Consider the following 22,525-nt stretch of genomic DNA (forward strand, 5'->3'; position numbering starts at 1 on the left):
TCTGTGTAGGAGGAAAGCGCATTTCGTTATCAAGGATTAAATCTGCAGCCTGTAGTGCGTCTATCTTGAATAAAACTAGAATCAAATAGTGATTACATTATAATCTCAGTCTTTACATTTCCAAAACTACAACTCTGTCGGTAATGAGCTTCCGAGCGCAGGCGCGAAAAAGGAGTAGCAAAGTGTATACTCCGATTCACAACCATCTTCCCCGTTTACCATTGTCCCTTTGCGGTCATACTTGGGGGGAACACGGACTAGTACAGATGGAGGTAGAGATTATGAAAAATACACAGAACAATCAAGAGTATTTGACGAACAGAGAAACGTTTGCACGCCGAAATCTCTGGTCGGGTATCTTGTTTGGATTAGGATTTGTTGCTTTTCTTGACGAAACCTTGTTCCACCAACTGCTCCATTGGCATAAATTTTACGACAAATCGACTGTCGCGGTCGGTCTTGTTTCAGATGGGCTATTTCACGCATTTAGCTGGTTCGCGACCGTTGGGGGGCTATTCCTGGTTGCCGATCTAAGAAGGCGTCATGCACTGTGGCATAAGATGTGGTGGGGAGGAAAACTTCTTGGCGCGGGGGCTTTCCAACTATATGATGGAACAATCCAGCATAAGATCATGCGCATCCACCAAATCCGATACAATGTAACTATTTTACCGTATGACCTTGTATGGAATATTTCCGCAGCTATTATGATTATCATCGGCATCGTCCTAATCATCCAAGCTAAACGCGATCAGCGTAAAGCAATAGGAGTGATTTCCCATGCATCATGAACCGAGCAATCACGCTTTCTTTCTCTTTACCGATTTGTTTTTTGGAATTCCGGCATTGCTTGCGGTTGGATTTTACATCGAGGCTGTTTTGGCAACCAACCGACGGATACGCCTTCGTAAATGGCCTTGGTTACGCACGATTTCTTTTGTTACAGGTGTACTATTCGCTGCAGCCGCAGTGGTCGGTCCACTCTCTCGTCAATCCCACTCCGATTTCACGACACATATGGTGGGTCACTTGCTTCTCGGCATGCTCGCTCCGCTGCTCATCGCACTCGCTGCACCCATGACATTGCTGCTGCGCACACTCAATGTCCATTCCGCAAGAAAACTGAACCGGCTGTTACAACGTCATCCGATCCGTTTCTTCACCCACCCCATCACCGCCTCCATCTTGAATATTGGTGGGTTATGGCTCCTTTATACAACCAATTTATATACTGTTATGCATGCAAACCTTTTTCTCCACGTCGTTGTGCACATTCACGTATTCATTGCCGGATATTTATTTACAGTTTCTTTATTATACATAGATCCAGTTTCTCACCGTTCAAGTTTCCGATATAGAACAGTCGTCTTTGTCCTAGCCCTCGCTGGTCATGGCATCCTGTCCAAGTTCATCTACGCCTACCCACCGGAAGGCGTTCCAGGAGAACAAGCTAGGAATGGAGCCCTACTGATGTATTACGGTGGGGACGCGGTCGATCTGCTACTCATTTTCATCCTATTCAGGCACTGGTATAAATCTGTTCGTCCACGAAAAGGCGCAGAAATCTTTGTCAGCCATAAACATCAAAAGGTTAAAGTATAAATTCAGAGCTTGCCTAATAAACTTAACTATTAGGTAAAAGAGAGGATGAAGCTTTGAAACGGGGGATGATTTTTGCAGGCACTATCATCGTTGGCATAATGCTGGGCATTTTGGTAACTGTACTCCTCAACTAAGCTAGATTCAATGAGTGTGGCGGGAGGACTAGGCTCATTGCTTAGTCTTTTTCGTAGTGGTTTAGAGGCTCTGACTTGAGCCTTGAAAGAATAATTGAGTAAACCAGGTTACACCTGTTTCTTTTCCAATATCTCAACAAACTTTGTTGAGGCTGATGATAGCGGCACACTTTTCAAATAGCATACACCGATACTTCTCTTAGGTATTTTTTCAATGAGTTGTACTTCATGTACCAAACCTTTCGCTAAATACTCTTCGGAAAACTCTTTGGTCACACAAGCGATCCCTAGATTTATTTTAGCAAACTCCAATAACAAATCATGAGAGCCTAACTCAATTTCCGGGGACACTTTTATCCCTTTCGATATCATATAATCCTCAACATACTTCCGGGAATTTGATTTTCGTTCAAGTAATATTAATGGCAGTTTTGCCACTTCTTCCAGGCTGACGGGATTGGATAATATTTTCTGGAACCTCTCCCCGTAAACAAACGTATCTTGAATTTCAAACCAGGGTCTTAGTTCTAGCGAAGGGTCTATAATGGGTAGGTTACAAATCGCAATATCTACCCCACCTGATTTCAAGATCGAACAAAGTTCAAATGTTGTGCCATTTACAATTTTTAACTTGATATTTGAATACCTTTTATGGAAATACTCTAAATAAGGCAGTAAAAAATACCTTGAAATCGTATCACCAACACCAATCTTTAATTCCCCCGTCGTTAGGTTTTTAAATTCCAACATTTTTTCTTCACCAGTTTCAATTAAATGAATCGCCGAATTTACATATTCAAAAAGAAGGCTACCCTCATCTGTTAAAGAGACCCCTTTAGGCGATCTATTGAAAAGGCGCGTGTCCAATTCTCTCTCCAACTGCATGATCGCTTGACTGACAGCGGGCTGCGTCATATATAGACCTTTTGCTGCTTTAGAAAAACTTTCACTTTTGCCGACCATACAAAATACTTTATATAAATCCAACTTACTAACCATATAAGCACCTCTTATACCTATCATTACATATATTCATTTTACTTATACCATTAAAACGTTGTATAGTACAAGTAGATAAGAATTTCAAAATACACTAAAGCGACACGAGGAGCGATACTATTGGGAAGAGTAGTGGGAACAGTTGTTAGAGGTCTTCGTTGCCCGATTGTTAATCGAGGGGACAATATAGAAGAAATCGTTGTAGATAGCGTGCTAAAAGCTTCAGAAGTTGAAGGCTTTGCCATAAATGATAAAGACATCGTCACGATAACAGAGTCTATCGTTGCACGTGCTCAAGGGAATTACGCGACGATTGATCACATCGCTAAAGATATTAGCTCAAAATTTGGTGATGATACAATTGGCGTAGTGTTTCCTATCTTAAGCCGAAATCGTTTTGCAGTCTGTCTTAGCGGTATTGCAAAAGGCGCTAAAAAAATTGTTTTAATGCTCAGCTATCCATCTGATGAAGTTGGTAATCACTTAGTAGACATAGACTTATTAGATGAAAAAGGAGTTAATCCTTGGACAGATGTCTTAACAGAAAAACAATTCCGCGATCATTTCGGATATATTAACCATGCTTTTACGGGTGTCGATTATATTGATTACTATAAATCGTTAATTGCCGAATACGGCGTGGAATGTGAAGTTATATTCTCAAATAACCCTAAAACCATTCTGTCGTATACAAAAAGTGTTCTTACGTGTGATATCCACACGAGATTCAGAACGAAAAAGATACTACAAGCCAATGGTGTAGAAAAAATTTATAGCCTGGATAACATATTATCCGAGTCCATCGACGGCAGTGGATATAATGAAAAATATGGCCTGTTAGGGTCCAATAAATCTACTGAAGACGGCGTAAAACTATTCCCACGTAATTGCCAGCCTGTCGTTGATAACATACAGAAAACTCTCAAAGAAAAGACTGGTAAAAATGTAGAAGTCATGGTTTACGGCGATGGCGCATTCAAAGACCCAATCGGTATGATATGGGAACTTGCAGATCCAGTTGTATCACCCGCTTACACAGCAGGCCTGAAGGGCACGCCAAATGAAATAAAATTAAAATACCTTGCAGATAATAACTTTGCCCACTTAAGAGGAGATGACCTTAAACAAGCAATCTCTGACTTCATCGATAACAAAGACGAGGATCTTGTGGGGTCGATGGAATCACAAGGCACAACGCCTAGAAGACTGACTGACCTTATCGGCTCTCTGTCTGATTTAACATCAGGCAGCGGCGATAAAGGGACACCGATTGTCTTCATCCAAGGTTATTTCGATAACTTTACAAAATAACCTTATCTCAAAAACAAGCAATGCCATTTTTCTTTGGCATTGCTTGTTTTTTATTTCCTTTCGGGGCATTGAGCAAAGCACTGAAAATTACATTCCTCCAACGCTTTTCTATCAAGTACCGCAATAGGTTTGATAAGGTGCCGTCGTATCCGGCAATGTAGAGAATTCAGCTTGTTCATCGGAGTACTCGTAAGGGTTTGAAAGCACATTCAAAAGCTTTTCCATCACGCTATAGTCTTCTTGTTCCACTGCGGCCTTCAGTGCTGCTTCGACTCGGTGGTTCCGTGGAATTAATGCAGGATTACTGTTCTTCATCAGCTGTTTCGAATCGACTTTCGATTGTTGCTGTCCGCTTATCCTCGCCTGCCAGCGCTCAAACCATTGAGCAAAGTCCGGGGTTCCAAACAGGACTGTATCTTCCGGCTTATCTAAAGTAAATGCGCGGAAGGTATTCGTATAATCCGCCTGATGCTTTTCCATCATACTGAGTAAGTCATTAATCAGTTCTTCATCCTGCGTTTCTTCGTCAAATAGCCCCAGTTTCGCTCTCATACCTGCGAGCCAATGAGCGTGATACAACTCAGTAAAACTTGAAATCTCATCTTGGGCAAGTTCAACAGCCCTCTCCTGGTTGTCATGCAATAGTGGCAAGAGGGTTTCAGCAAATCGTGCAAGATTCCATCCAGCAATTAATGGCTGATTACTGTAAGCATAGCGACCTTGCCTATCAATGGAACTGAACACCGTAGCGGGGTCATAGATATCCATGAAAGCGCAAGGCCCATAATCGATGGTTTCTCCGCTAATGGTCATATTATCCGTGTTCATTACCCCGTGGATAAAGCCGACCAGTTGCCATTTAGCAATGAGCTCTGCTTGCCGCTTCATGACTTCCTGAAACAATGAAAGGTATCGGTCCTCATCCGCTTCAATGTCCGCGTAATGACGCTTGAGTGTATAGTCAGCCAGAATCCGTAATTCATCAATCGTTCCCCATTTTGCAACGTATTGGAAGGTACCGACACGCAGGTGACTGGCGGCCACTCGGGTCAGAACTGCACCAGGCAGCTCGGTTTCACGGATGATTGATTCAGCAGACGTCACCACCGCCAGACTACGGGTCGTAGGAATACCCAGCGCATACATGGCTTCGCTAATGATGTATTCGCGCAGCATCGGTCCAACTCCTGCCCGTCCATCGCCTCCACGTGAGTACGGCGTTCTACCTGAGCCCTTAAGCTGAACATCAACCCTTTCACCTTGAGAAAGAATTTGCTCGCCCAACAGTATAGCCCGACCGTCCCCCAACATGTTAAAATGTCCAAATTGATGCCCCGCATACGCTTGAGCAAGAGGAGATGCACCTTCGGGAATCTCATTTCCAGCAAGCACCGCTACACCCTCTTCGCTTTTCAACGCCTGAACGTTTAAACCCATTGCTTGTGCTAATGAATCATTAAGTTTGATCATCTTCGGTGCGCGTACTGGAGTTGGATTGATGCTAGTGAACAACGCATTCGGCAAACGGGCATAACTGTTATCTAAGTTCCATCCTGTTTCTATACTCATGTATAATTGCTCCTTTTTTTAAGTCTATCTTTATATCAGTATCCATCAAATCGAGGAAATTTCATAATACTGTGTCCTATTCCCTTGCTTGTTAACATATATAATACCTTTCCCTTTGCAGCGAAAACTACTCATGAAAAATAACTTCTACGATGGCCAAAACTTTTTTTGATAAAATACACGAATTAGGAAAAGATACGATTGAATGAAGAAAAAAGTAAAGGGGCGACTTAAGCATGTCGATGGAATGGTTTAACAGAGTAACCAGTGAGCTTCATGATCACTTAAATTCAATTTGCGAAAAATATGATCAAGTCGGTCATATGGCGATTGACCAAAGCGCCAAACATCCACGTATCGAATTTTTTGTCGAAACGGAGGACGGCGAAAATGAATACTTCTGTACCCTTCATTTTGACCCACATAATGCAGAGTTTTACGTGGAAACTTTTGACTTTGAATTCGAGCAGCCAACGAGAATTATTCTTACTGACATTGAGGATATAATTGACGCTGTTCATGATATCTTCCATGATTTCATGACCGATGATGATCTAGATGATCTCGACGAGGAGTTTGTTTTAGACGCAGTAGATGGCGGAGAATACTACGTGGGTGAAATTACTGATACAGAGTTTGAGGAACTGAGCGTCGAATGGGAAACACCTGAAGTCACCGCTTTCCAAATTGAAGATGAAATAGAAGTAACGCATCAATTCGGCGTAGTCAATGCTACTGGCAATGGCGTTCTCCGAAGGGTCAAGCGCTTCTGGTCAGAAGGCAACGAGCTTCATAAAGAAGAAAGCAGCTTCGTCTTTACAAAAGAAGAAGCGAGCACACTCATTGCTTTGGTTGCGAGTAATATGGATAAGATGGCTTCTTATGAAAATCTGTAAAGCTTAAAGAAAATACGCAACCACATAAACAGGCATTAGGAAATCTCTCCTAATGCCTGTTTTATCATTTGTTCAAGAAACTAGTTAATCGTACGATCCAAAAACTGATCTACTTTCTCTTTGTAGTTGTCTTCGGCGAGTGCAAAGGATTCCCCGTGGTTCGCTTCCGGGACAAGGAAGAGTTCTGCATCACTTGACGTATTCTGATACAAATCCTGTGTCATTTCCGTAGGAACGAACGTATCACCTTTCCCGTGGATATACAGAATTGGGACATCCGTTTTCTCCACTTCTTTCAACGCACTTGCCTCCCTGAATGAATAACCAGCCCTGATTTTTGTTAAAGCACTGGTGCTGTCTAACAATGGGAGAGCCGGCAGGTGAAACATTCGGTTCATTTGGTACGCGAATAATTGATAGACAGATGCATATGGACTGTCCGCTATAATGGCCTTGACTTGTCGGGGAAGCCCTTCTTCTCCACTAGCCATCAAGACCGTTGCTGCGCCCATCGATAGACCATGGTAGGCCACTTCAGTGCCAGATCCAAGCTTTTCCACCAATGTTTCTGTCCAATCAATTAAATCGAGCCGATCCGGCCAGCCGAATCCGTAATAATCACCCTCACTCTTTCCATGCCCTCGTGCATCAGGCATAAAAAGATTGTAGCCCAAATCTTTATGATAATACTGCCCAAATAGCCCCATTTGCTTCGCGTTACCTAAATAGCCATGTGTTAAAATAACCAATTTATCTGTTGGCTGGGATGCGGGCAAATAGTAGCCTGACAGTTCTAGTCCGTCGCGTGATGGTAACGTAAGGCGTTCAAATTTTTGAGCAGACGTCCAGTCTATCCAATCGCCATTCAAAAAAAGGTCCATTGTCTGATCCGACACTTCTAAATCTGAATTCTTCTGCAAGAACTCTTTCGGTCCCCGCTTGACTGCTAACTCATAGAAAAAAAAGCTACCAATGAGTTGGAACAGCAAGAAGACAGTCGCAATAAGAAAAAGTAGTTTCTTCCAATTAATTCGAATTTTACTCAGTCTCCTTTTCTTTTCTGTCCCCGCGCATGCATGAGACCTATGACTATTATAGTAGAAAAACAGATAGAATTGGACGAAATCACTAAGATTACACAAATTCCCAAAGCGTTTCGAACTATAGTATTTAAAATTAAACAGCATCTCAATCTAATTCAAAAATCATATTTTTCAATCTACCCACGAAACTGACCCCTACGTTTCACACTAAATTGATACTTTTAAATAGTCCAGATATTTGCTAAAGTTATGAATACAAAAATGATTTCACTAAGAAAGGGATGCTTTATGACTATGAGAACATCACTATCGACTACAACAAGTTATTCAAAATCACGCACTTTTGATATGGTAATAACAGCAATGTTAATTGCACTCGTATTCGTTGCAACCCTCACTTTAAATATCAGACTACCTATTGCGGCAAATGGTGGACTAGTTCATCTCGGAACAGCTATGCTCTTTATTGTAGCAATTCTTTTTGGCCCTAAAAAAGCGGCACTCGCTGGCGCTATCGGTATGGGGTTATTTGACTTAGTGTCTGGTTGGACATTGTGGGCACCATTTACCATTGTGGCTCGTGGGTTGCAAGGATATATTGTTGGGACAATTGCTTGGTCGTTGAGCCGCAGAGGAAAAAGTATTCCTTTCAATCTACTAGCCACAATCGCTTCAATTCCCTTTATGTTGGGCGTTTATTACGTTTGTGAAAGGATTCTTTTCGGCAACTGGATGATACCACTTGCTTCCATTCCCGGAAACCTGGTTCAAAATATTGTAGGGATTATTGTAGCCATTCCAGTATGTGTTTTGCTGAAAAAAGTTTCAGTTTTCAAATGAATTAATTATTCGTTTGCATTGATGAGTTCCGTTGATTGTAACGGAAGGCGGCGACTCCAGCGGGAAAAGCTAGGAAGAGAAAGAAGTTCACTCTTCCCTGGCTGAAAGCCCCGCAGGAACGCAGTGACGAGGAGATTGAAGCCGTGCCCGCGGAAAGCGTCCGCCTCTCGTTACAATCAACCTTCTACGGATTTTATTCTAATTTCCTCTATTATGAAATTGACTCAATAGGAACAATGCATTTATTTGCAAGACTAAGAGCGCACTCATTTTCATCACCCTGACATAAATTGCTTCTCCTTGGACACAATAGAAAGGATGAAATCATTCTACAAAAGGAGGTTCATGTTATGTCAGAGGAAAACAAAAACAAGAATAAGGATAAAGGGAAACAACGAAACGCCGCTAAATACGATACCAAGCCGAAAAACGATGTAGAGTTTGCAAGCGAGAGCGAATTTCTAAATTTAGATGGTAAGAAAAACAAAAGAAAACGATAAAAACAGTGCCTGTTCACCATATGTGTGACAGGCACTGTTTATTTGGTTCAACAATTTTCATATTGAATAACTAAAAAAGACGCATTCCCGTTGTTTACACGGAAATGCGTCTTTTTAAACTGAGGTACCAATTTTAACTATAAACGGGCTCGTTTTCACTTAGACCAAGCGACTCCGCTGTTGAAGCATGAATTTCGCGCAGAAGCTCTGGATTTTCCATTAAGGACATGCCATAAGAAGGAATCATTTCCTTGATCTTCGGTTGCCATTCTTCAATATGTTCAGGGAAACATTTCTCCAGGATGTCAAGCATGACCTGAACGGCGGTTGACGCACCCGGGGAAGCGCCGAGCAATGCAGCAATCGATCCATCTGCCGCACTCACCAGTTCCGTACCAAATTGAAGCGTACCTTTGCCGCCCTTTTCCGTATCCTTTATCACTTGTACACGTTGGCCAGCTACTACTAAATCCCAATCCTCACTTTTTGCGTTCGGGACAAACTCTCGCAAAGCTTCCATGCGCTTTTCTTTCGATAACATCACTTGCTCAATCAAGTATTTCGTCAAAGACATCTCTTTTACGCCAGCCGATAACATCGTTAGGACATTATTCGGTTTTACGGAAGTTAATAAATCCATCATGGATCCGGTTTTTAAAAACTTCGGAGAGAAGCCCGCGAACGGTCCAAACAGCAACGATTTTTTATCGTCGATGAATCGTGTGTCAAGATGCGGAACAGACATTGGTGGTGCACCCGCCGGAGCTTTCCCGTATACTTTCGCATGATGCTGTGCCAAAACTTCTGGATTTTTACAAACCATAAACATGCCGCTTACTGGGAAGCCCCCAATCCCTTTTCCTTCAGGAATTCCGGATTTTTGTAGTAAATGCAGGCTGCCTCCGCCGCCGCCAATAAAGACGAATTTGGCAGTATGGCGTTCCACTTTTCCATTATCAACGTTTCGTACTTTCAATTCCCATGAACCATCGCTCAACTGATTAAGATCCTCTACGCTTTGTCTGTAGCGCATGTCGACGTTTTGACTCGTTAAGTGGTCAAACATGCTATTGGTTAACGCACCAAAATTGACATCCGTTCCAGCGTCAATTTTCGAAACCGCAATCGGCTCATTGGTTGTCCGGTCTTTCATAATAAGCGGAAGCCATTCCATTAGTTTCTTAGGATCATCCGAAAATTCCATCTCTTGAAATAATGGATTGTTTGACATCGCTTCAAAACGTTTCTTTAGAAACTTTACATTTTTCTCACCGTGTACGAAACTCATATGAGGCAACGGCATGATAAAGTCCTCTGGATTACTGATTCGTTTTTTCTCAACCAAATACGACCAAAATTGTTTGGAGATTTGAAACTCTTCATTAATTTTTATCGCTTTACTAATATCAATCGATCCGTCGGGCTTTTCGCTTGTGTAGTTCAGCTCGCACAGTGCAGCATGGCCCGTCCCCGCATTATTCCATTCGTTCGAGCTTTCCTCCCCGGCGTTTGAAAGTTTCTCAAAGACGGTGATTTTCCAGTCCGGTACCAACTCTTTCAAGAGTGATCCTAACGTCGCACTCATAATGCCAGCACCAATTAAGATAACGTCTGTTTTCGTTTCTTGGCTACTCATTTTATCCATCCTTATTTTGAATTTGCAAAAAAGAGCGTGGACAATCCCGTCACACACCTTTTTTGTATCTATTAATCTGTATCACACTCTATATTAATTATGCATCGATGATTAAACATACTATTCCTTCCTAATTATAGACTAGTTTCGACAGATAAAAAAGGGAGAAGTTTTCCTAAAAGGAATTAAATACAGAAAAAGCGACATATTTCATCATTTCCTGCGAAGGTAAGTTGAGCGAATTGGCTGAAATGTGCCTACGCTGACGCTTACTAGCCATGAGTAGGATTTCATGAAATAGATAATAGCCGAGCTTGCTCTCGAATTCAATGAGAGAAGGTCCGCTTTTATTATTGAGCAATCGCAACAGTTAGTTCAAATGAGGCGAAACTCCAATCGTCCAAGTATAATGAACAAAGTTTATCTTCTGTCCATTCATTTCGAATTCTTCACCCTCAGTAGCGATCCTCTCGAACCCATTGGTGTTTAGAACTTTTTGAGACGCTATATTGTTAGTTGTTGTTTTCGCTTTAACTCGCTTTATTTCTTTGTCATCTACTATTTCTAATAATAACTTCAATGCTCTAGTGGCAATACTTTTTCCAGTATGCGCTTGCCCCACCCTATAACCGAGATGACCGATTTTTTGAGATTTATCAATATCTACTAAATTTATTCTTCCTAGTATAGAACTATCGTTATCGTTATCTTTAATTAAATAGAAATACGAACCTCCTTGAACTTGTTCTTCAAGTAAAGCTTCGTGTCTTTTTTTAAAAATCCCAATGTTATAGTAGTCATCTCCACGAGAAGGTACCATTTCTTCGAAAAATGTTCTATTTTCAAGTTCAAACTTATATAAACCTTCGGCATCTGTAACTTTTAATTTTTCAATATATACATCCATGTATAATACCCTCCATACAAATCCCCATTCTGACATTGCTGACAGTTACAGATTTTCTTAAAACAATCCTACCAATGAGCAATACAATTCGTTAAACATTGACTTCATGATGATTTTTTCTAATGAAAAATTCATGTTCTTCATCTACACCCATTACTAATGGTTTATCAAGTGTTATTGTCATTGGGAAAATCACTGATTTCTTTTCCGAGAACAGCCATCTTCTACCTATACTAGTTAGAAGAAGAAAAACACCATTATTATATTCTTGCATGAAATTTAAAAGAGTATTTGTAATAGGGTCACTATCTCTTTCAAAAATATTAACTTTTTTCAATTCCTCTCCAACCTTTGGTGCATCTTTTACAATTAAACCAATTTCACTGATATTCAAAATATTATTTACTGAAAATGGCGTTTCGCTATTTGGATTCACAGTATGCCGAGCAATAAGTTCAACTATATTTCCTGCTGGATCTTCAAAATAGCAAGCGGATGCAGACCAAAACACAAAATCTATCTCGTCTTCTCCCTCTTCTAATAAAAGCGTAGTTTTTCCTTTCAACCATTCCTTTGCTTCCTGAAATTGATTGGCGGGTATATTAAATGCAAAATGATAATAGGGGTCGCCTGCTACTTTTTCATTAGTAAATTCTAAAATACTTGTTCCTATTTGAATTTGAAATCCATTTGGATTCTCCCCACAAATTGAAAAACCCAAATGTTGCGTATAAAATTCTTTCATCATTTCTATTTTATTTGTTAGTAAAGTCAGTAATTTTATCTCCATAAAAAATTCCCCCTTATGAATATCTACCTTTAATTACTGCAGAGTAAGCGTAAAATAGCGACCACTTTTTTTACGCTTATTTATCTATTGAAATAGTAGGGAAACCATTATTTTGGTTTCCCTACTATTATTTTTCAGATTCTATTTTAGGAACCTTTATTATTGGTTGCTCGGCTGTTGTAGAATTTTCTTCTTTAGCCCTTTTTACTTTCAATTTAAAGTATTCGTCTACAGCTTGCTGGACAATCTTATTTTGAGAGCCATTCGTGTGATCTCCTGGCCTTGTAGTAATATTCGGGATAAGGACTGCATAAGCAATTTCCGGATTTTCGTAAGGTGCAAAACCGACATGCGATAAGTTGATTGTCGCCTTTCCAGAGCTAAATGCCTGCGCCGTCCCCGTCTTCCCAGCTCCATCATAGGCTTTTCCTTCAAAAATTTTAGCAGCCGTCCCTTTAGGTGCATAATACACGTAATGCATTCCACGCTTCATTTGATCAATTTCCGCATCCGTATTCTGAATCCTATTTAAGATATTAACCTCTGTTTCTTGAATGAGCGGACCTAGAATTTCACCATCCTCAGATGGTTCGCGCATTTCTTTTAACACTTTCGGAGCAATACGATAACCGCCATTTGCAATTGTTGAGACGAATTGAGCCAGTTGAAGTGTTGTATAAGTGTCGAACTGTCCAATGGTTAAATCCATTAAAATACCTAATTCATTACTATCACCAATCAGGCCGCCTGACTCGCCCGGTAAGTCAATGCCGGTTTTTGTTCCAAGTCCGAAAGACGCAAAAGATTGTCGGAATGTATCATATGCATTTCTTCTATTACTTCCCGAGTCCTTAGAACTATTTCGGGAATTCACCATGGACAATGCAGTACGGAACATATAAACGTTCGAAGACCTGCCGATTGCTTCAATATCATTTACATAAACTCTACCGTTTTGATTAAACAGTGATCTTTTTGTAATACCACCACCGATATTAATTGGTTCATCTATCTTCGTTTCACCGATACGTACCAAATTTTCCTGATACCCCGTAAGAATCGTTGCCATCTTAACTGTTGATCCCGCTTCGTGAAGTGCAGTGAACGTCCCAAATGCGTAGTCCCATATTTCGAGCTTTCCTGTTTCTGGATTCGTAACAACCTGCTTACCTACAAGAGAAAGAACTTCACCATTATTCGGATTCATCATGACTAGGAAAGCCCTGTTCAATTCTCCGGTATTTGGGCCTCTTTTCAATTCCAACAATTTATCCGAAACAATTTTTTCAAGTGTCTGTTGCAGTTCGCTATCAATCGTCAGAATAAGATCCTTGCCTGGTTCGCCTTCTCTGATTGTTTTCGTTTCGACGATACGCCCGCTACGATCTTTAATATTCTTAACAATTGTTTTTTGTCCCTTTAACAAGTCTTCATAATACTGCTCAATATAACTTTTTCCAACACGGTCATTTCTTGAATAGTCCCGTGCCAATAAATAATTCTCTCGAGATTTAGGAATACCTTCAATGGGACTCGTAGTTGTCCCTAGAATCGTATTGTCTGATCTCCTCATACGTTCCCAATCTGTCGTTGTATCTACGCCTGGCAACTCTCCTAGACGTTCAGATACAGTTGCGAATTCCTCGTCCGTCACATTTCCACTTTTCACTATTTGTGGGGAGTACGCATAGCCCGACATCATTTCTCTGTAAATCGCAAGTACTTCTAGCTCCTCTTCCGTGAATGAATCAATTTCCTCTTCCGTAATACGTTCACGTGTTAGCCTATTAATCTCACGCTGCAATTCGATCCTTGAAAGCGTACTTTCCTTTTCAAGTTTCTCTAATTCCTTTATAGAAACCTTTTTCGACGCTGCCTCAGAATTCTTTAAAATCCAGAAGTCTCTCCTATCCCCAGTAGTAATCCTTTTCGTCTCTTGGTCAATCAAGACCGCAAGTTTCTCAGCGACTTTTAGCATATCTGCTGAACTCGTAGACGTCATTTTCGTATATGTAATGGCATTTTTGGGATCGTTATCAACCAGAATATGCCCCATGCGGTCAAAAATTCTTCCCCTTGGCACGCTTGTGTTGACAGGTATTTCTTCTGTTTTTTCCAACTCAAGGGAATATTCCTCACCTTTGACGATTTGTAAATAACCAAGGCGGAAAATGAGCAATGAAAATAGGATAAAAATTGAAAAGAACAGGAAGTTCATCCGGAATGGGATATGTTTTCGTTGGCTAATTTTAGCCTGATTCGCCTTGCGCATCTGATTATTCATAATACCCCCCTCATTCTCCATTACTTATTTCGAATTATATCATTCATTATATAAAACTAGCATATATTTACGTTTTAGGGAATTTTTTACTCCAATACTCAATAAGAATCGGCCGCCCTGTAAAGGCTGTCGATTCTTAAATTAATGCTCATGTTAGTTCAAGATGAAGTAAGTTTAGTCTTATTATTAAGGAATCTAAGCAATACCATGGCTAACGCTAATATTCCTATTAGTAGAAAACCAACGAAAAAAATTTTCAACCCAGCAGTAGGAGATTTTGATACGAAACCACTTAATACCAAAAACAAAGCGCCAATACCAGATAAGAAGTACGAAAATATCCTACCCTTACGTTTGAGTAGAATATATCCTATAAGGATTATGAGGTACGTTGCACTTAGTAACATAAGTAAAGGGAACGTAGGTGCAAATTTTGCTGCATATACAAAATGGTCAATTGGTAAAATATCATTTAGGTTTTCTACTTTTCCATTTGCCACCCGAGAAAAGATTGCAGTATGTTTCCATTCCCACGGTTTCTCTAATATTGTGCTACCTTCATACCAAGTAGCCCCAGTAGAAACTATTAAAAGTATTGAAGCCAAACCAAATTGGATAAAAATCTTAAAAGACACTTTCGTCACCTCAAATATATTATAAAATTTAATATTATTTACAATTGAAGTAACAAGCCGTCACTACAAACACTTTAAAAAATTGAGCGTAAACCCTTGTTGGATTAAATGCACCTATTAATTCAATAAAAAACCAATTCTTCGGTAAAATAAAACACGCTTTGGAAATTTTCCAAAGCGTGTTTTATTTTACTTCATCATGTGACTGATATTGGTCCGAGACAATGAAATCGTCTTCTAGTAGAACGTAAGGGTGTGTCTCCATCAAAATTGTTTTGAGGTAGTCTGGCATTTTATCTCTCTCGTACGCACAAATTAATGGAAACGACAGCTGATTTACAGCTTTGTCTACTATTTCCTCTAAATCTTCTATAAGATGTAGCGGCTCTTCCATAGTGGCCCACTCGACATGCGCCCATGCTCGGAAAGAAATACTATTTTCCAAATAGGGCTGAATTGTATTACTAAAGTACTCAGCGATTGAAGGAGGATGATAACTGCCACTTGACCAATAGAATTCCAGGCTATTTACATAGTGTATGAACTTCATTTGATCTTTTGTTAAACGAGCGCTCAGTTCTTTTTGAAGAATAGGGTATATACGAGAATTCTCAATAAGAATCACGTAATCTCCTGCTGCAATGCCATCTTGTACATAATTCAAGACCTGTATAATATAATTTTCAATTCCATTGTACTTATACAGAACATGAAGGTGAACATCTTCTGGGTCCTCAAATAGCTGATTCATTTTGCTTTTCATTTCTGTTTTTGCAACATCATTTAAAATTTCAATCACATTTATCCCTCCTTTATTTATACTCAAAATAAACCTTGTTAATTCTATCTTAAACTAAATCCCACTATTTGCAAGATAACATATGCATTATTAATTAAATAATCTATCAATTTAAATCGTTATCAGCGAAAGCAACTAACACGATTCTGATATCTCCCGTATTACCTCTTTCTTTCCTCTATCGTAATAGACAATGAAAATAACACGTCTCATTCAATAACTGAATGGAACGTGTTTTGTTAGCTAGTTACAAGTATCTATGACTAAAAACGTTGTATTTCTAACACCAAAAGCTTAACCCTCGGGAATTAGCAATCGCTCCTAAACAACCTAACCGTTATAAACACTATCACATGTTCCAGCTAGTGGTTCATAAAAACAATGTTGTTTAAACTGACCAGTAAAAGGTTGATCATACCATGTTGGAGGACATGGACCAGACGGATTAAAATACCAAAGGGCATATTTCGCTGGATGGTCTCTCCAGTAAAGCAAAGTCTGTTTTGCTAATCTCTTTTCATTAGGTCTCGCTCGTTCATAAAACAAATTCCCTTTTTGAACAGCTTCAAAAGAATAGTTTCCTCCTTGTATTTGAAAAATGACGTCTTCAATTGATCTTAAATCTACAAAGTCTGGACATTCTGCCACAAGACGATTAACGATTACATTTCCAACATATAACATTCCTTGATTACCTTCAGCCTCGGCTTCTGCTCTCATCATCCTTGCTATTAAGTCAATGTCTGAATCGCGGTATTTTACTCTCGCCATTTTTTCACCCCAAGGTATAGTATGAAAAAAAGTATACAATGATGTCATTATTACAACTTTATTCAACTGACGCTTGAACATAAGAAGCGTTTGCTCTTATTGAGCAATTGCACCTGTTACTTTAAGTACAATACTTCACAAATGTCATGGGATAAATCCGTGAAACTATTTTACTAATCTCTATTTAAGCTAGCTAATATCTAAAATTATTAATTCAAACCCGTATAGTTGAAAGGAGTCAAGATGAATGTTAATATTATTACAAACGATAAAACATACTATTCCTATCTGTTTTCAAAATTAGATAGACAAAGGAGAAGATGATAATGAGTAATGTACCTTTAATTGTAACTACAGATTGGTTAGCCGAAAGATTGGATGATCCAAATTTAAGATTACTCGATGCCACTACATTCTTAAAAAACCCTGAAAAAGATGGTTATTATGATGTGTGGTCTGGAAAAGAAGCTTATGAAAAGGGACATATACCAGGAGCTGTTTTTGCCGATCTTTACAATGACTTATCAGATCCGGACTCTGAATTTTCTTTTACCCTACCTCCTCGTGATACATTTGTCGAAAAGGTTAGTGAGCTTGGCGTAGGAGAAGGCACATATGTAGTTGTTTATGATCAAGGTGCAATCATCAATATTCCTGATGTTATCGCATCAGATTGGGCATCACGTCTTGCTTGGCAATTATCATACGAAGGTTTTGACAATGTAGCAGTGCTTGATGGAGGTTTTCCAAAATGGATTGAGGAAGGCCGACCTGTAACTACCGAGCCCGGTTCTTATCCGAAAGGAAGCTTTACAGGTGAAAGAAAATCTGAATTATTTGTAACAAAAGAAGAAGTTCTAGAAGCAATAAATGATGAGAACGTTATTATTCTTGATAGTTTATCGGAAGCGAATTTTAGCGGTGAAGTGAACACCTACGGAAGACCTGGTCACATTCCTGGAAGTGTTAATGTATTCTTTGGTTCACTATCCGACCCGAAAACTAAAGAACTATATGATGATGAAAAACTACGTGAAATATTTGAGAAAGTTGGAGCTCTGGACCCCAACAAAAAAGTCATCACATATTGTGGCAGTGCAATTGCCGCTACATGGACTGGATTAATACTAAATAAACTCGGACAAAAGAATGTAGCTGTTTATGATGGTTCACTGACTGAATGGGCAAAGGATCCATCATTACCACTAGAAACTAGTTAAAAACAGGTTATGTAACTGTTAAGTTTTCAAATTTAATATACTGACTTAAAGAAGCATTTGCTATAAAAGCAAATGCTTCTTTTTAAGTAATCTGATCGATTGTTGAACACTGATTAAACGTCCTTCCTCAAATTTCCTGCATCGTTAATTGATGAACACAGTTTCATTAAATGAAATCCCAAGATATCTATACCTCAAATGAACCTTATTTATAGCTTCATGATGAATAACACTAATCCCATAAATTTCATCCTTTTTAGAAGCTGTGCCAGCATCTAATTTTTTAAAGTTAGAAGATGGAGATGTGCCCACTTTAATAGATACATCCTCTAAACTTTTGAATCCATACTCTTTTGATTCCTCATTATTATAATCATCCGATATGATGAAACCTTGTAAAGCGTTAGTAACCTGTACTTTTGTTTTTAATGGTGCTTCATTGTTGTTCACTGAAGTGTCTAATACTTTAATTTCACGAAAACCTTTATTACCAATTCCAACAACGACTGATTTACGATCTCCAGACGAAGCAATAGTACCAATTTCTAAAGGCGGATTAAATTTCACAATGGAATAGAAAATGCCTATAGCTACTCCTAAGATTAGAACAGAAATCCAAAGTTTCTTCTTCACTTTCCCCCTCCTTACAATCGTTTTTCTTCAAATAAGTCGAGTAGAAGGGAACCTCTCTACCTTACGGTAGATTGTGTTCCTCCCCCCTCACAGAACCGTGCTTGCGCTATTTACGCACACGGCTCCTCCTAGTCACCATTCACATAATATAGCTGATCTCTTTCGCTCAGATTTCGCTAATTCTGCTATCCTTACTAGTTTTGTTTCCATTTATTATCCCTACCTCTGTGTGTAGTAAATGTGTCCCTAGTAAGGGTGATAACTTGGTAGCAGCCTTTCCTCCATCGGCATTACCCAACTTCATTGGTACTACGCTGCTATCCGACTCCCTACAACGGCATTTGGTTTCCTTGCTTATTATCGCTTGTACACCATACTCTTCTATAAAGAAAAGACCGGTAGGGTCTCCCGAGTTGCCGTATCATATCAATGTGTAACGTGCCAAGGTCTCTGACTCCAGAGAGGTTTTATCCTTCTTGCCTTTAACGAAGGATGAAATGTAGCTTTCTGCCGCAGGTAAGGCATCAGCCCTCTCGATTTACTAACATTATGGAGCTCAATCCCTTCAACCAGTTGGCTTTCGGCCCGCTACCTAACTGTCTACGCTTAAAGGCTAATGTTACCATTAGCCCTCCAAGACTCGCTACGAGTGAATGGCTAGTTCTTTCTCGACGGGAATCCCACCCGCTATATGATACGACCTAGGCTCGGCCGCACACCTGCCCGTTAGTAAAAGTGGGTTTCTACTTATTAGAAACGCTGCCATTAGCTTAAAAAATGTAATGATTCATTTGTCTAATTGTTTTTCTCTCTTCCACTTAGAATACGTATAGACTAATTGAAAAAGCAAAGCAACTATTAATACAGAGGTTGATATTATTTTATATAGAACGGGTAATTCCGAATAAGTGAACAGTATTATAATTACCACGACACTGAATGGTACCAGCCATAAAGTCCTCATGAATTTTTTCTATAATTCAGCTTCCAGTAAATAATTCCGCCAGTACGTCCATTCTTCAATGTAAACACCCCCATATTTCGTATGTAACCTGCCCGTTGGCTTAACAAGGTATTTTGTGTTTTAACAGTCCTTTTTATAAAATATAAGAGTTGCGTTATCGTTTAATTTCTTGCTGACTCCTGTTTTGCTATAACCCATTTTTTCGTATAAATAACAATTTTGTTCTTCCTCTAGTATTGTAGCTAATTCCCAAGTAGTTGCTTGGGGGAACATATCTTCAATTAAATATAAAACCTTTTGAGCTATCCCTTTTCCTTGATAAGTAGGCAAAATAAACATCGGACTAATCCAAAATTGAACGTCTTCTCTCCAAAAAACACAGATAGCTCCCACAAGGGTATCGTCTGCAAATATCTTATAGAAACCACCATTATATTGATTTATTCTCGATAGTACTCTTTCGATAGTTTCATTCGCTGGGTTTGTTTCGTAATCCTCATATTTATGTAACAAAGGCATAAAGGCTTTTACCTGAATATCAAAAATAGCTTGTGCATCGTTTTCAGTTGCCTTTTCCAATATAAGTCCCATTATTTAACCTCCTTTATATTTGAATTCTGTATTATTCAACAAGAATTTGCTTCCTTGTTAGTGAAAAAGCGTCTCCACTTATTGTAGAAACGCATCCCTGAGTTGAGTAATCCCACTCATCTATGTTATTGAAATTCTTTACTCCATTCATCATCTTCCAATATCACACCATTTTCAGCGACGTAACCGATAATAACAGTACCCTGTTGCAGTTTGTCTTCGCTTTCCAGAAAAGATATGAACTCATTAAAGAGTTTTTCATCCTCGTTACTCTTTTTTCGGGGGATATTAATACGAATCGTAGGTGCAACGTTAAAATCTTTATAACTCCCCGGATTAGCAGAATCAATACCCAATTCTTCTCCTACTTCGTCATCATAATAGACCTGAAAATCAGTGATTTCTCCGAGTTTTTCTTTAATGTAAGGACCTATTTCATGTTCTAAATCATCTGCCCATTTATCAGCGGCGTAAGTGTCCACCATTTTTTCCTTAGCTTCGCTATAGTAAACAAAAAATGTTACATTATTTCTCTTATCCCGCACCTTGGCACCGTAATCAAAATTAAAGTTACCCATATTATCATACAAAATGTCATCTATCTCGAAGTTATTATTAAATTTATCTTCTAAATATTCCTCTGCCTGAATTTTCACCTTTTCTTCTTTTTCTTTATCTGGCTTCATACTCTGAAGAAAAGAAAATACAAGTATAGCTATTCCTAATAGAATCACTCCAAAAACAATAAGAGTCACTTTGAAAAATTTGTTCACAAAGTCACCTCTATCCCCTTTTAGTCTTTCCACAAAAAGAAATTCATGAATGTTGTTCCAGTAATGCATTGGTTAGCGAATCTTCCGATAATTTATCCAAGTAAACTATCTGTTAGTGAAAAATAGCTATCATTGATCAATTTAATATCTATTCTACATGCTAATTTAAATTGAATAACTCTGAAATGATTTCAGCACTTCCTGGAGAAAACATAAATAATGAGAACGAAATACATAATAGTCCTACTAAAACCAGGCTGTATTTTTTATTCCCAAGTAGCCCCTTAACTACTAGAAATAATCCTACAAGTAATAGTAAGAAATACCAAAAGCCCATAATCTCACCCCCTGCTTAACTTAATACAATGACGCTACCGTCCAATGTAAAGTTCTTCCTCTTTGCTTTAATACAATCCAAACGAATTTTTCCATATTAACAACTAAACTGCCGTCAGCAAAAATGCGCTTCTACTTGTTGTAGAAACGCACTTGTACCTTGAATGAGAGAAATATGCTCATTTACACTCAAAGGAATATTTACTTGTTAGGTTATTATGTATTTCTATTAAAACTTCCCCACTATTTTCATAACATCCAGAAGTTAATAAACGGATTTCTTTGGTATTAAAGTAACTAGTTGAAATCACTAGAAAAGATACCACTAATAAGAGTATTACTAAAATCCAAGAAACCCCTATAAAGTATCTACTTTTAAATAATTGCACTATCAAAACCTCCTCATTTAAGCAATGCAAAACGCTATACAGATTCTATCGTATTCTACTAAACTAAACCGCGTAAGTTTGACCATTTCAACAAAAAAGCGTTAAATCCTTGTTGGATCAAAGCTCTGGATAATTGAAAAACGTTTCTCGATGCGAGGCTACTTTTAACATCTTACATACTTGCGTTTAAAACCAATCTTTTCTTTATCGACTATTTTTTGAATACTTTCGGAAGCATTGAGAAGACTGCTTTTTTTGTTGTCTCGTTTGACTTCTACGATACCTATTTCATTTGCGATCTTAACTGCCTTTTCATGGAGCGGCAAATAGGAAACACCTACAGTGTATACAAAATTATTCATAGCGGATTTCGTTCGTTCTGGCGCATCGTGAATCGTATTTTTCACTATATCAAGCATATCGGAAGTTTTGGCTGCTGAAAATTCAACGTCCTTTCGATTCCCTAAAAGCCAACAGTAACAACTATAGCCCGCTGACATTCTCAACTCTTCACCGCTTGCAATCCATTTATCAGCAACTTCTTGTGCAATATCTGACTCTGACAAAGTTACAGCCACTACATAATCGGACAGCATATAAAAATACGCCCCATCCATCCAACGATCATAATCCGACTCAGTCATGGCTTTTGGGTCTGCAATAATGCCTGCAAAGTACATTGCATCATAGTTCCTTGTCGCATAAAGCTCTTCAGCTAAAGGTTGATTAATTTTTATTTTCTTTACGATTGGTTTCATAGCGCCTGTACCCGCGCCAAAAAGCGGCTCTTGCGCACCATTCGATATGTACATTTTTTTCATTCGTTCCTTACCAAGGGCTTCAAGCTCCTGCATAACCATTTCTAAATTCATCGTTTAGCACTTCCTTCTTTTTAGAGTTTTC

General features: G+C 39.0%; 22 protein-coding genes. 7 read left to right on the plus strand and 15 right to left on the minus strand.

Translation table 11 applies throughout. The features are described from left to right. The first annotated feature begins 281 nt into the window (after window positions 1-281). A complete protein-coding gene (locus tag AC25Y6_RS00840) occupies window positions 282-791 on the plus strand; it encodes a DUF2243 domain-containing protein (RefSeq protein WP_482101663.1) in 510 nt (169 codons plus the stop codon). Continuing rightward, window positions 781-1,602 carry a cytochrome c oxidase assembly protein gene (locus AC25Y6_RS00845; protein WP_488141759.1) on the plus strand — a complete coding sequence of 274 codons (822 nt, stop codon included), beginning with the start codon at window positions 781-783 and terminating at the stop codon, window positions 1,600-1,602. The genes AC25Y6_RS00840 and AC25Y6_RS00845 overlap by 11 nt, the downstream gene beginning before the upstream one ends. 242 nt (window positions 1,603-1,844) lie before the next feature. Here the strand turns inward: AC25Y6_RS00845 and AC25Y6_RS00850 are convergent, their stop codons facing one another. Beyond that, window positions 1,845-2,735 (minus strand): LysR family transcriptional regulator, encoded by an 891-nt coding sequence (locus tag AC25Y6_RS00850; RefSeq protein WP_488139968.1) that lies wholly within the window; start codon window positions 2,733-2,735, stop codon window positions 1,845-1,847. 120 nt (window positions 2,736-2,855) lie between these two features. Between AC25Y6_RS00850 and AC25Y6_RS00855 the strand changes: the two genes are divergently transcribed. Then, on the plus strand, window positions 2,856-4,046 hold the full coding sequence (locus AC25Y6_RS00855) for a coenzyme F420-0:L-glutamate ligase (protein WP_482101666.1): 1,191 nt from the start codon (window positions 2,856-2,858) through the stop codon (window positions 4,044-4,046). A gap of 111 nt (window positions 4,047-4,157) precedes the next feature. On the opposite strand, the gene AC25Y6_RS00860 is transcribed toward AC25Y6_RS00855, so the two are convergent. Beyond that, window positions 4,158-5,615 carry a protein adenylyltransferase SelO gene (locus tag AC25Y6_RS00860; RefSeq protein WP_482101667.1) on the minus strand — a complete coding sequence of 486 codons (1,458 nt, stop codon included), beginning with the start codon at window positions 5,613-5,615 and terminating at the stop codon, window positions 4,158-4,160. A gap of 236 nt (window positions 5,616-5,851) precedes the next feature. On the opposite strand from AC25Y6_RS00860, the gene AC25Y6_RS00865 reads away from it, so the two are divergent. Further along, on the plus strand, window positions 5,852-6,511 hold the full coding sequence (locus AC25Y6_RS00865) for a hypothetical protein (protein ID WP_482101668.1): 660 nt from the start codon (window positions 5,852-5,854) through the stop codon (window positions 6,509-6,511). Window positions 6,512-6,591: 80 nt separating this feature from the next. On the opposite strand, the gene AC25Y6_RS00870 is transcribed toward AC25Y6_RS00865, so the two are convergent. Then, entirely contained in the window at window positions 6,592-7,500 is a 909-nt protein-coding gene (locus AC25Y6_RS00870) for an alpha/beta hydrolase (RefSeq protein ID WP_488141760.1), read from the minus strand. 348 nt (window positions 7,501-7,848) lie between these two features. Between AC25Y6_RS00870 and AC25Y6_RS00875 the strand changes: the two genes are divergently transcribed. Beyond that, on the plus strand, window positions 7,849-8,394 hold the full coding sequence (locus tag AC25Y6_RS00875; protein ID WP_488141761.1) for an ECF transporter S component: 546 nt from the start codon (window positions 7,849-7,851) through the stop codon (window positions 8,392-8,394). 350 nt (window positions 8,395-8,744) lie between these two features. Beyond that, window positions 8,745-8,894 carry a hypothetical protein gene (locus AC25Y6_RS00880; RefSeq protein ID WP_482101671.1) on the plus strand — a complete coding sequence of 50 codons (150 nt, stop codon included), beginning with the start codon at window positions 8,745-8,747 and terminating at the stop codon, window positions 8,892-8,894. A gap of 133 nt (window positions 8,895-9,027) precedes the next feature. On the opposite strand, the gene AC25Y6_RS00885 is transcribed toward AC25Y6_RS00880, so the two are convergent. From AC25Y6_RS00885 to AC25Y6_RS00915, 7 genes are all read right to left on the minus strand, one after another. Next, on the minus strand, window positions 9,028-10,587 hold the full coding sequence (locus AC25Y6_RS00885; protein WP_482101672.1) for a malate:quinone oxidoreductase: 1,560 nt from the start codon (window positions 10,585-10,587) through the stop codon (window positions 9,028-9,030). 313 nt (window positions 10,588-10,900) lie between these two features. Continuing rightward, window positions 10,901-11,437 carry a GNAT family N-acetyltransferase gene (locus AC25Y6_RS00890; RefSeq protein WP_482104778.1) on the minus strand — a complete coding sequence of 179 codons (537 nt, stop codon included), beginning with the start codon at window positions 11,435-11,437 and terminating at the stop codon, window positions 10,901-10,903. 91 nt (window positions 11,438-11,528) lie between these two features. Further along, complete coding sequence (locus AC25Y6_RS00895) at window positions 11,529-12,227, minus strand: VOC family protein (RefSeq protein ID WP_488141762.1); 699 nt, start codon at window positions 12,225-12,227, stop codon at window positions 11,529-11,531. A 127-nt stretch (window positions 12,228-12,354) separates the two neighbouring features. Further along, the gene (locus tag AC25Y6_RS00900) at window positions 12,355-14,511 is read right to left on the minus strand and encodes a peptidoglycan D,D-transpeptidase FtsI family protein (RefSeq protein WP_482104780.1); all 2,157 of its coding nucleotides are present in this window, start codon (window positions 14,509-14,511) and stop codon (window positions 12,355-12,357) included. Window positions 14,512-14,669: 158 nt separating this feature from the next. Further along, the gene (locus AC25Y6_RS00905; protein WP_488141763.1) at window positions 14,670-15,155 is read right to left on the minus strand and encodes a DUF4306 domain-containing protein; all 486 of its coding nucleotides are present in this window, start codon (window positions 15,153-15,155) and stop codon (window positions 14,670-14,672) included. Window positions 15,156-15,330: 175 nt separating this feature from the next. Beyond that, window positions 15,331-15,945, minus strand: a complete 615-nt coding sequence (locus tag AC25Y6_RS00910) for an MEDS domain-containing protein (RefSeq protein ID WP_482104782.1) — start codon at window positions 15,943-15,945, stop codon at window positions 15,331-15,333. A 330-nt stretch (window positions 15,946-16,275) separates the two neighbouring features. Continuing rightward, on the minus strand, window positions 16,276-16,716 hold the full coding sequence (locus AC25Y6_RS00915) for a cell wall hydrolase (protein ID WP_482104783.1): 441 nt from the start codon (window positions 16,714-16,716) through the stop codon (window positions 16,276-16,278). A 326-nt stretch (window positions 16,717-17,042) separates the two neighbouring features. Here AC25Y6_RS00915 and AC25Y6_RS00920 point away from each other — a divergent pair, with 326 nt between their 5' ends. After that, the gene (locus AC25Y6_RS00920) at window positions 17,043-17,936 is read left to right on the plus strand and encodes a sulfurtransferase (RefSeq protein WP_482104784.1); all 894 of its coding nucleotides are present in this window, start codon (window positions 17,043-17,045) and stop codon (window positions 17,934-17,936) included. A gap of 144 nt (window positions 17,937-18,080) precedes the next feature. Here the strand turns inward: AC25Y6_RS00920 and AC25Y6_RS00925 are convergent, their stop codons facing one another. The 5 genes from AC25Y6_RS00925 to AC25Y6_RS00945 form a co-directional block, all read right to left on the minus strand. After that, on the minus strand, window positions 18,081-18,569 hold the full coding sequence (locus AC25Y6_RS00925) for a hypothetical protein (protein ID WP_488141764.1): 489 nt from the start codon (window positions 18,567-18,569) through the stop codon (window positions 18,081-18,083). Window positions 18,570-19,653: 1,084 nt separating this feature from the next. After that, on the minus strand, window positions 19,654-20,124 hold the full coding sequence (locus AC25Y6_RS00930) for a GNAT family N-acetyltransferase (protein WP_488141765.1): 471 nt from the start codon (window positions 20,122-20,124) through the stop codon (window positions 19,654-19,656). A gap of 125 nt (window positions 20,125-20,249) precedes the next feature. Next, entirely contained in the window at window positions 20,250-20,930 is a 681-nt protein-coding gene (locus AC25Y6_RS00935) for a hypothetical protein (RefSeq protein WP_488141766.1), read from the minus strand. A gap of 482 nt (window positions 20,931-21,412) precedes the next feature. After that, window positions 21,413-21,622, minus strand: a complete 210-nt coding sequence (locus tag AC25Y6_RS00940; RefSeq protein WP_488141767.1) for a hypothetical protein — start codon at window positions 21,620-21,622, stop codon at window positions 21,413-21,415. Window positions 21,623-21,786: 164 nt separating this feature from the next. Continuing rightward, the gene (locus tag AC25Y6_RS00945; protein ID WP_488141768.1) at window positions 21,787-22,494 is read right to left on the minus strand and encodes a DNA alkylation repair protein; all 708 of its coding nucleotides are present in this window, start codon (window positions 22,492-22,494) and stop codon (window positions 21,787-21,789) included. Window positions 22,495-22,525 lie beyond the last annotated feature (31 nt).

It is taken from the genome of Sporosarcina sp. Y1004, assembly GCF_057669665.1.

Bases quoted from the DNA above. Each gene is read 5' to 3' on its own strand.
- AC25Y6_RS00890 (WP_482104778.1), bottom strand. From the start codon at position 11,437: ATGGATGTATATATTGAAAAATTAAAAGTTACAGATGCCGAAGGTTTA.
- AC25Y6_RS00850 (WP_488139968.1), bottom strand. From the start codon at position 2,735: ATGGTTAGTAAGTTGGATTTATATAAAGTATTTTGTATGGTCGGCAAA.
- AC25Y6_RS00915 (WP_482104783.1), bottom strand. From the start codon at position 16,716: ATGGCGAGAGTAAAATACCGCGATTCAGACATTGACTTAATAGCAAGG.
- AC25Y6_RS00900 (WP_482104780.1), bottom strand. From the start codon at position 14,511: ATGAATAATCAGATGCGCAAGGCGAATCAGGCTAAAATTAGCCAACGA.
- AC25Y6_RS00945 (WP_488141768.1), bottom strand. From the start codon at position 22,494: ATGAATTTAGAAATGGTTATGCAGGAGCTTGAAGCCCTTGGTAAGGAA.
- AC25Y6_RS00895 (WP_488141762.1), bottom strand. From the start codon at position 12,227: ATGGAGATAAAATTACTGACTTTACTAACAAATAAAATAGAAATGATG.
- AC25Y6_RS00840 (WP_482101663.1), top strand. From the start codon at position 282: ATGAAAAATACACAGAACAATCAAGAGTATTTGACGAACAGAGAAACG.
- AC25Y6_RS00845 (WP_488141759.1), top strand. From the start codon at position 781: ATGCATCATGAACCGAGCAATCACGCTTTCTTTCTCTTTACCGATTTG.
- AC25Y6_RS00930 (WP_488141765.1), bottom strand. From the start codon at position 20,124: ATGGGACTTATATTGGAAAAGGCAACTGAAAACGATGCACAAGCTATT.
- AC25Y6_RS00875 (WP_488141761.1), top strand. From the start codon at position 7,849: ATGAGAACATCACTATCGACTACAACAAGTTATTCAAAATCACGCACT.
- AC25Y6_RS00880 (WP_482101671.1), top strand. From the start codon at position 8,745: ATGTCAGAGGAAAACAAAAACAAGAATAAGGATAAAGGGAAACAACGA.
- AC25Y6_RS00920 (WP_482104784.1), top strand. From the start codon at position 17,043: ATGAGTAATGTACCTTTAATTGTAACTACAGATTGGTTAGCCGAAAGA.
- AC25Y6_RS00865 (WP_482101668.1), top strand. From the start codon at position 5,852: ATGTCGATGGAATGGTTTAACAGAGTAACCAGTGAGCTTCATGATCAC.
- AC25Y6_RS00860 (WP_482101667.1), bottom strand. From the start codon at position 5,615: ATGAGTATAGAAACAGGATGGAACTTAGATAACAGTTATGCCCGTTTG.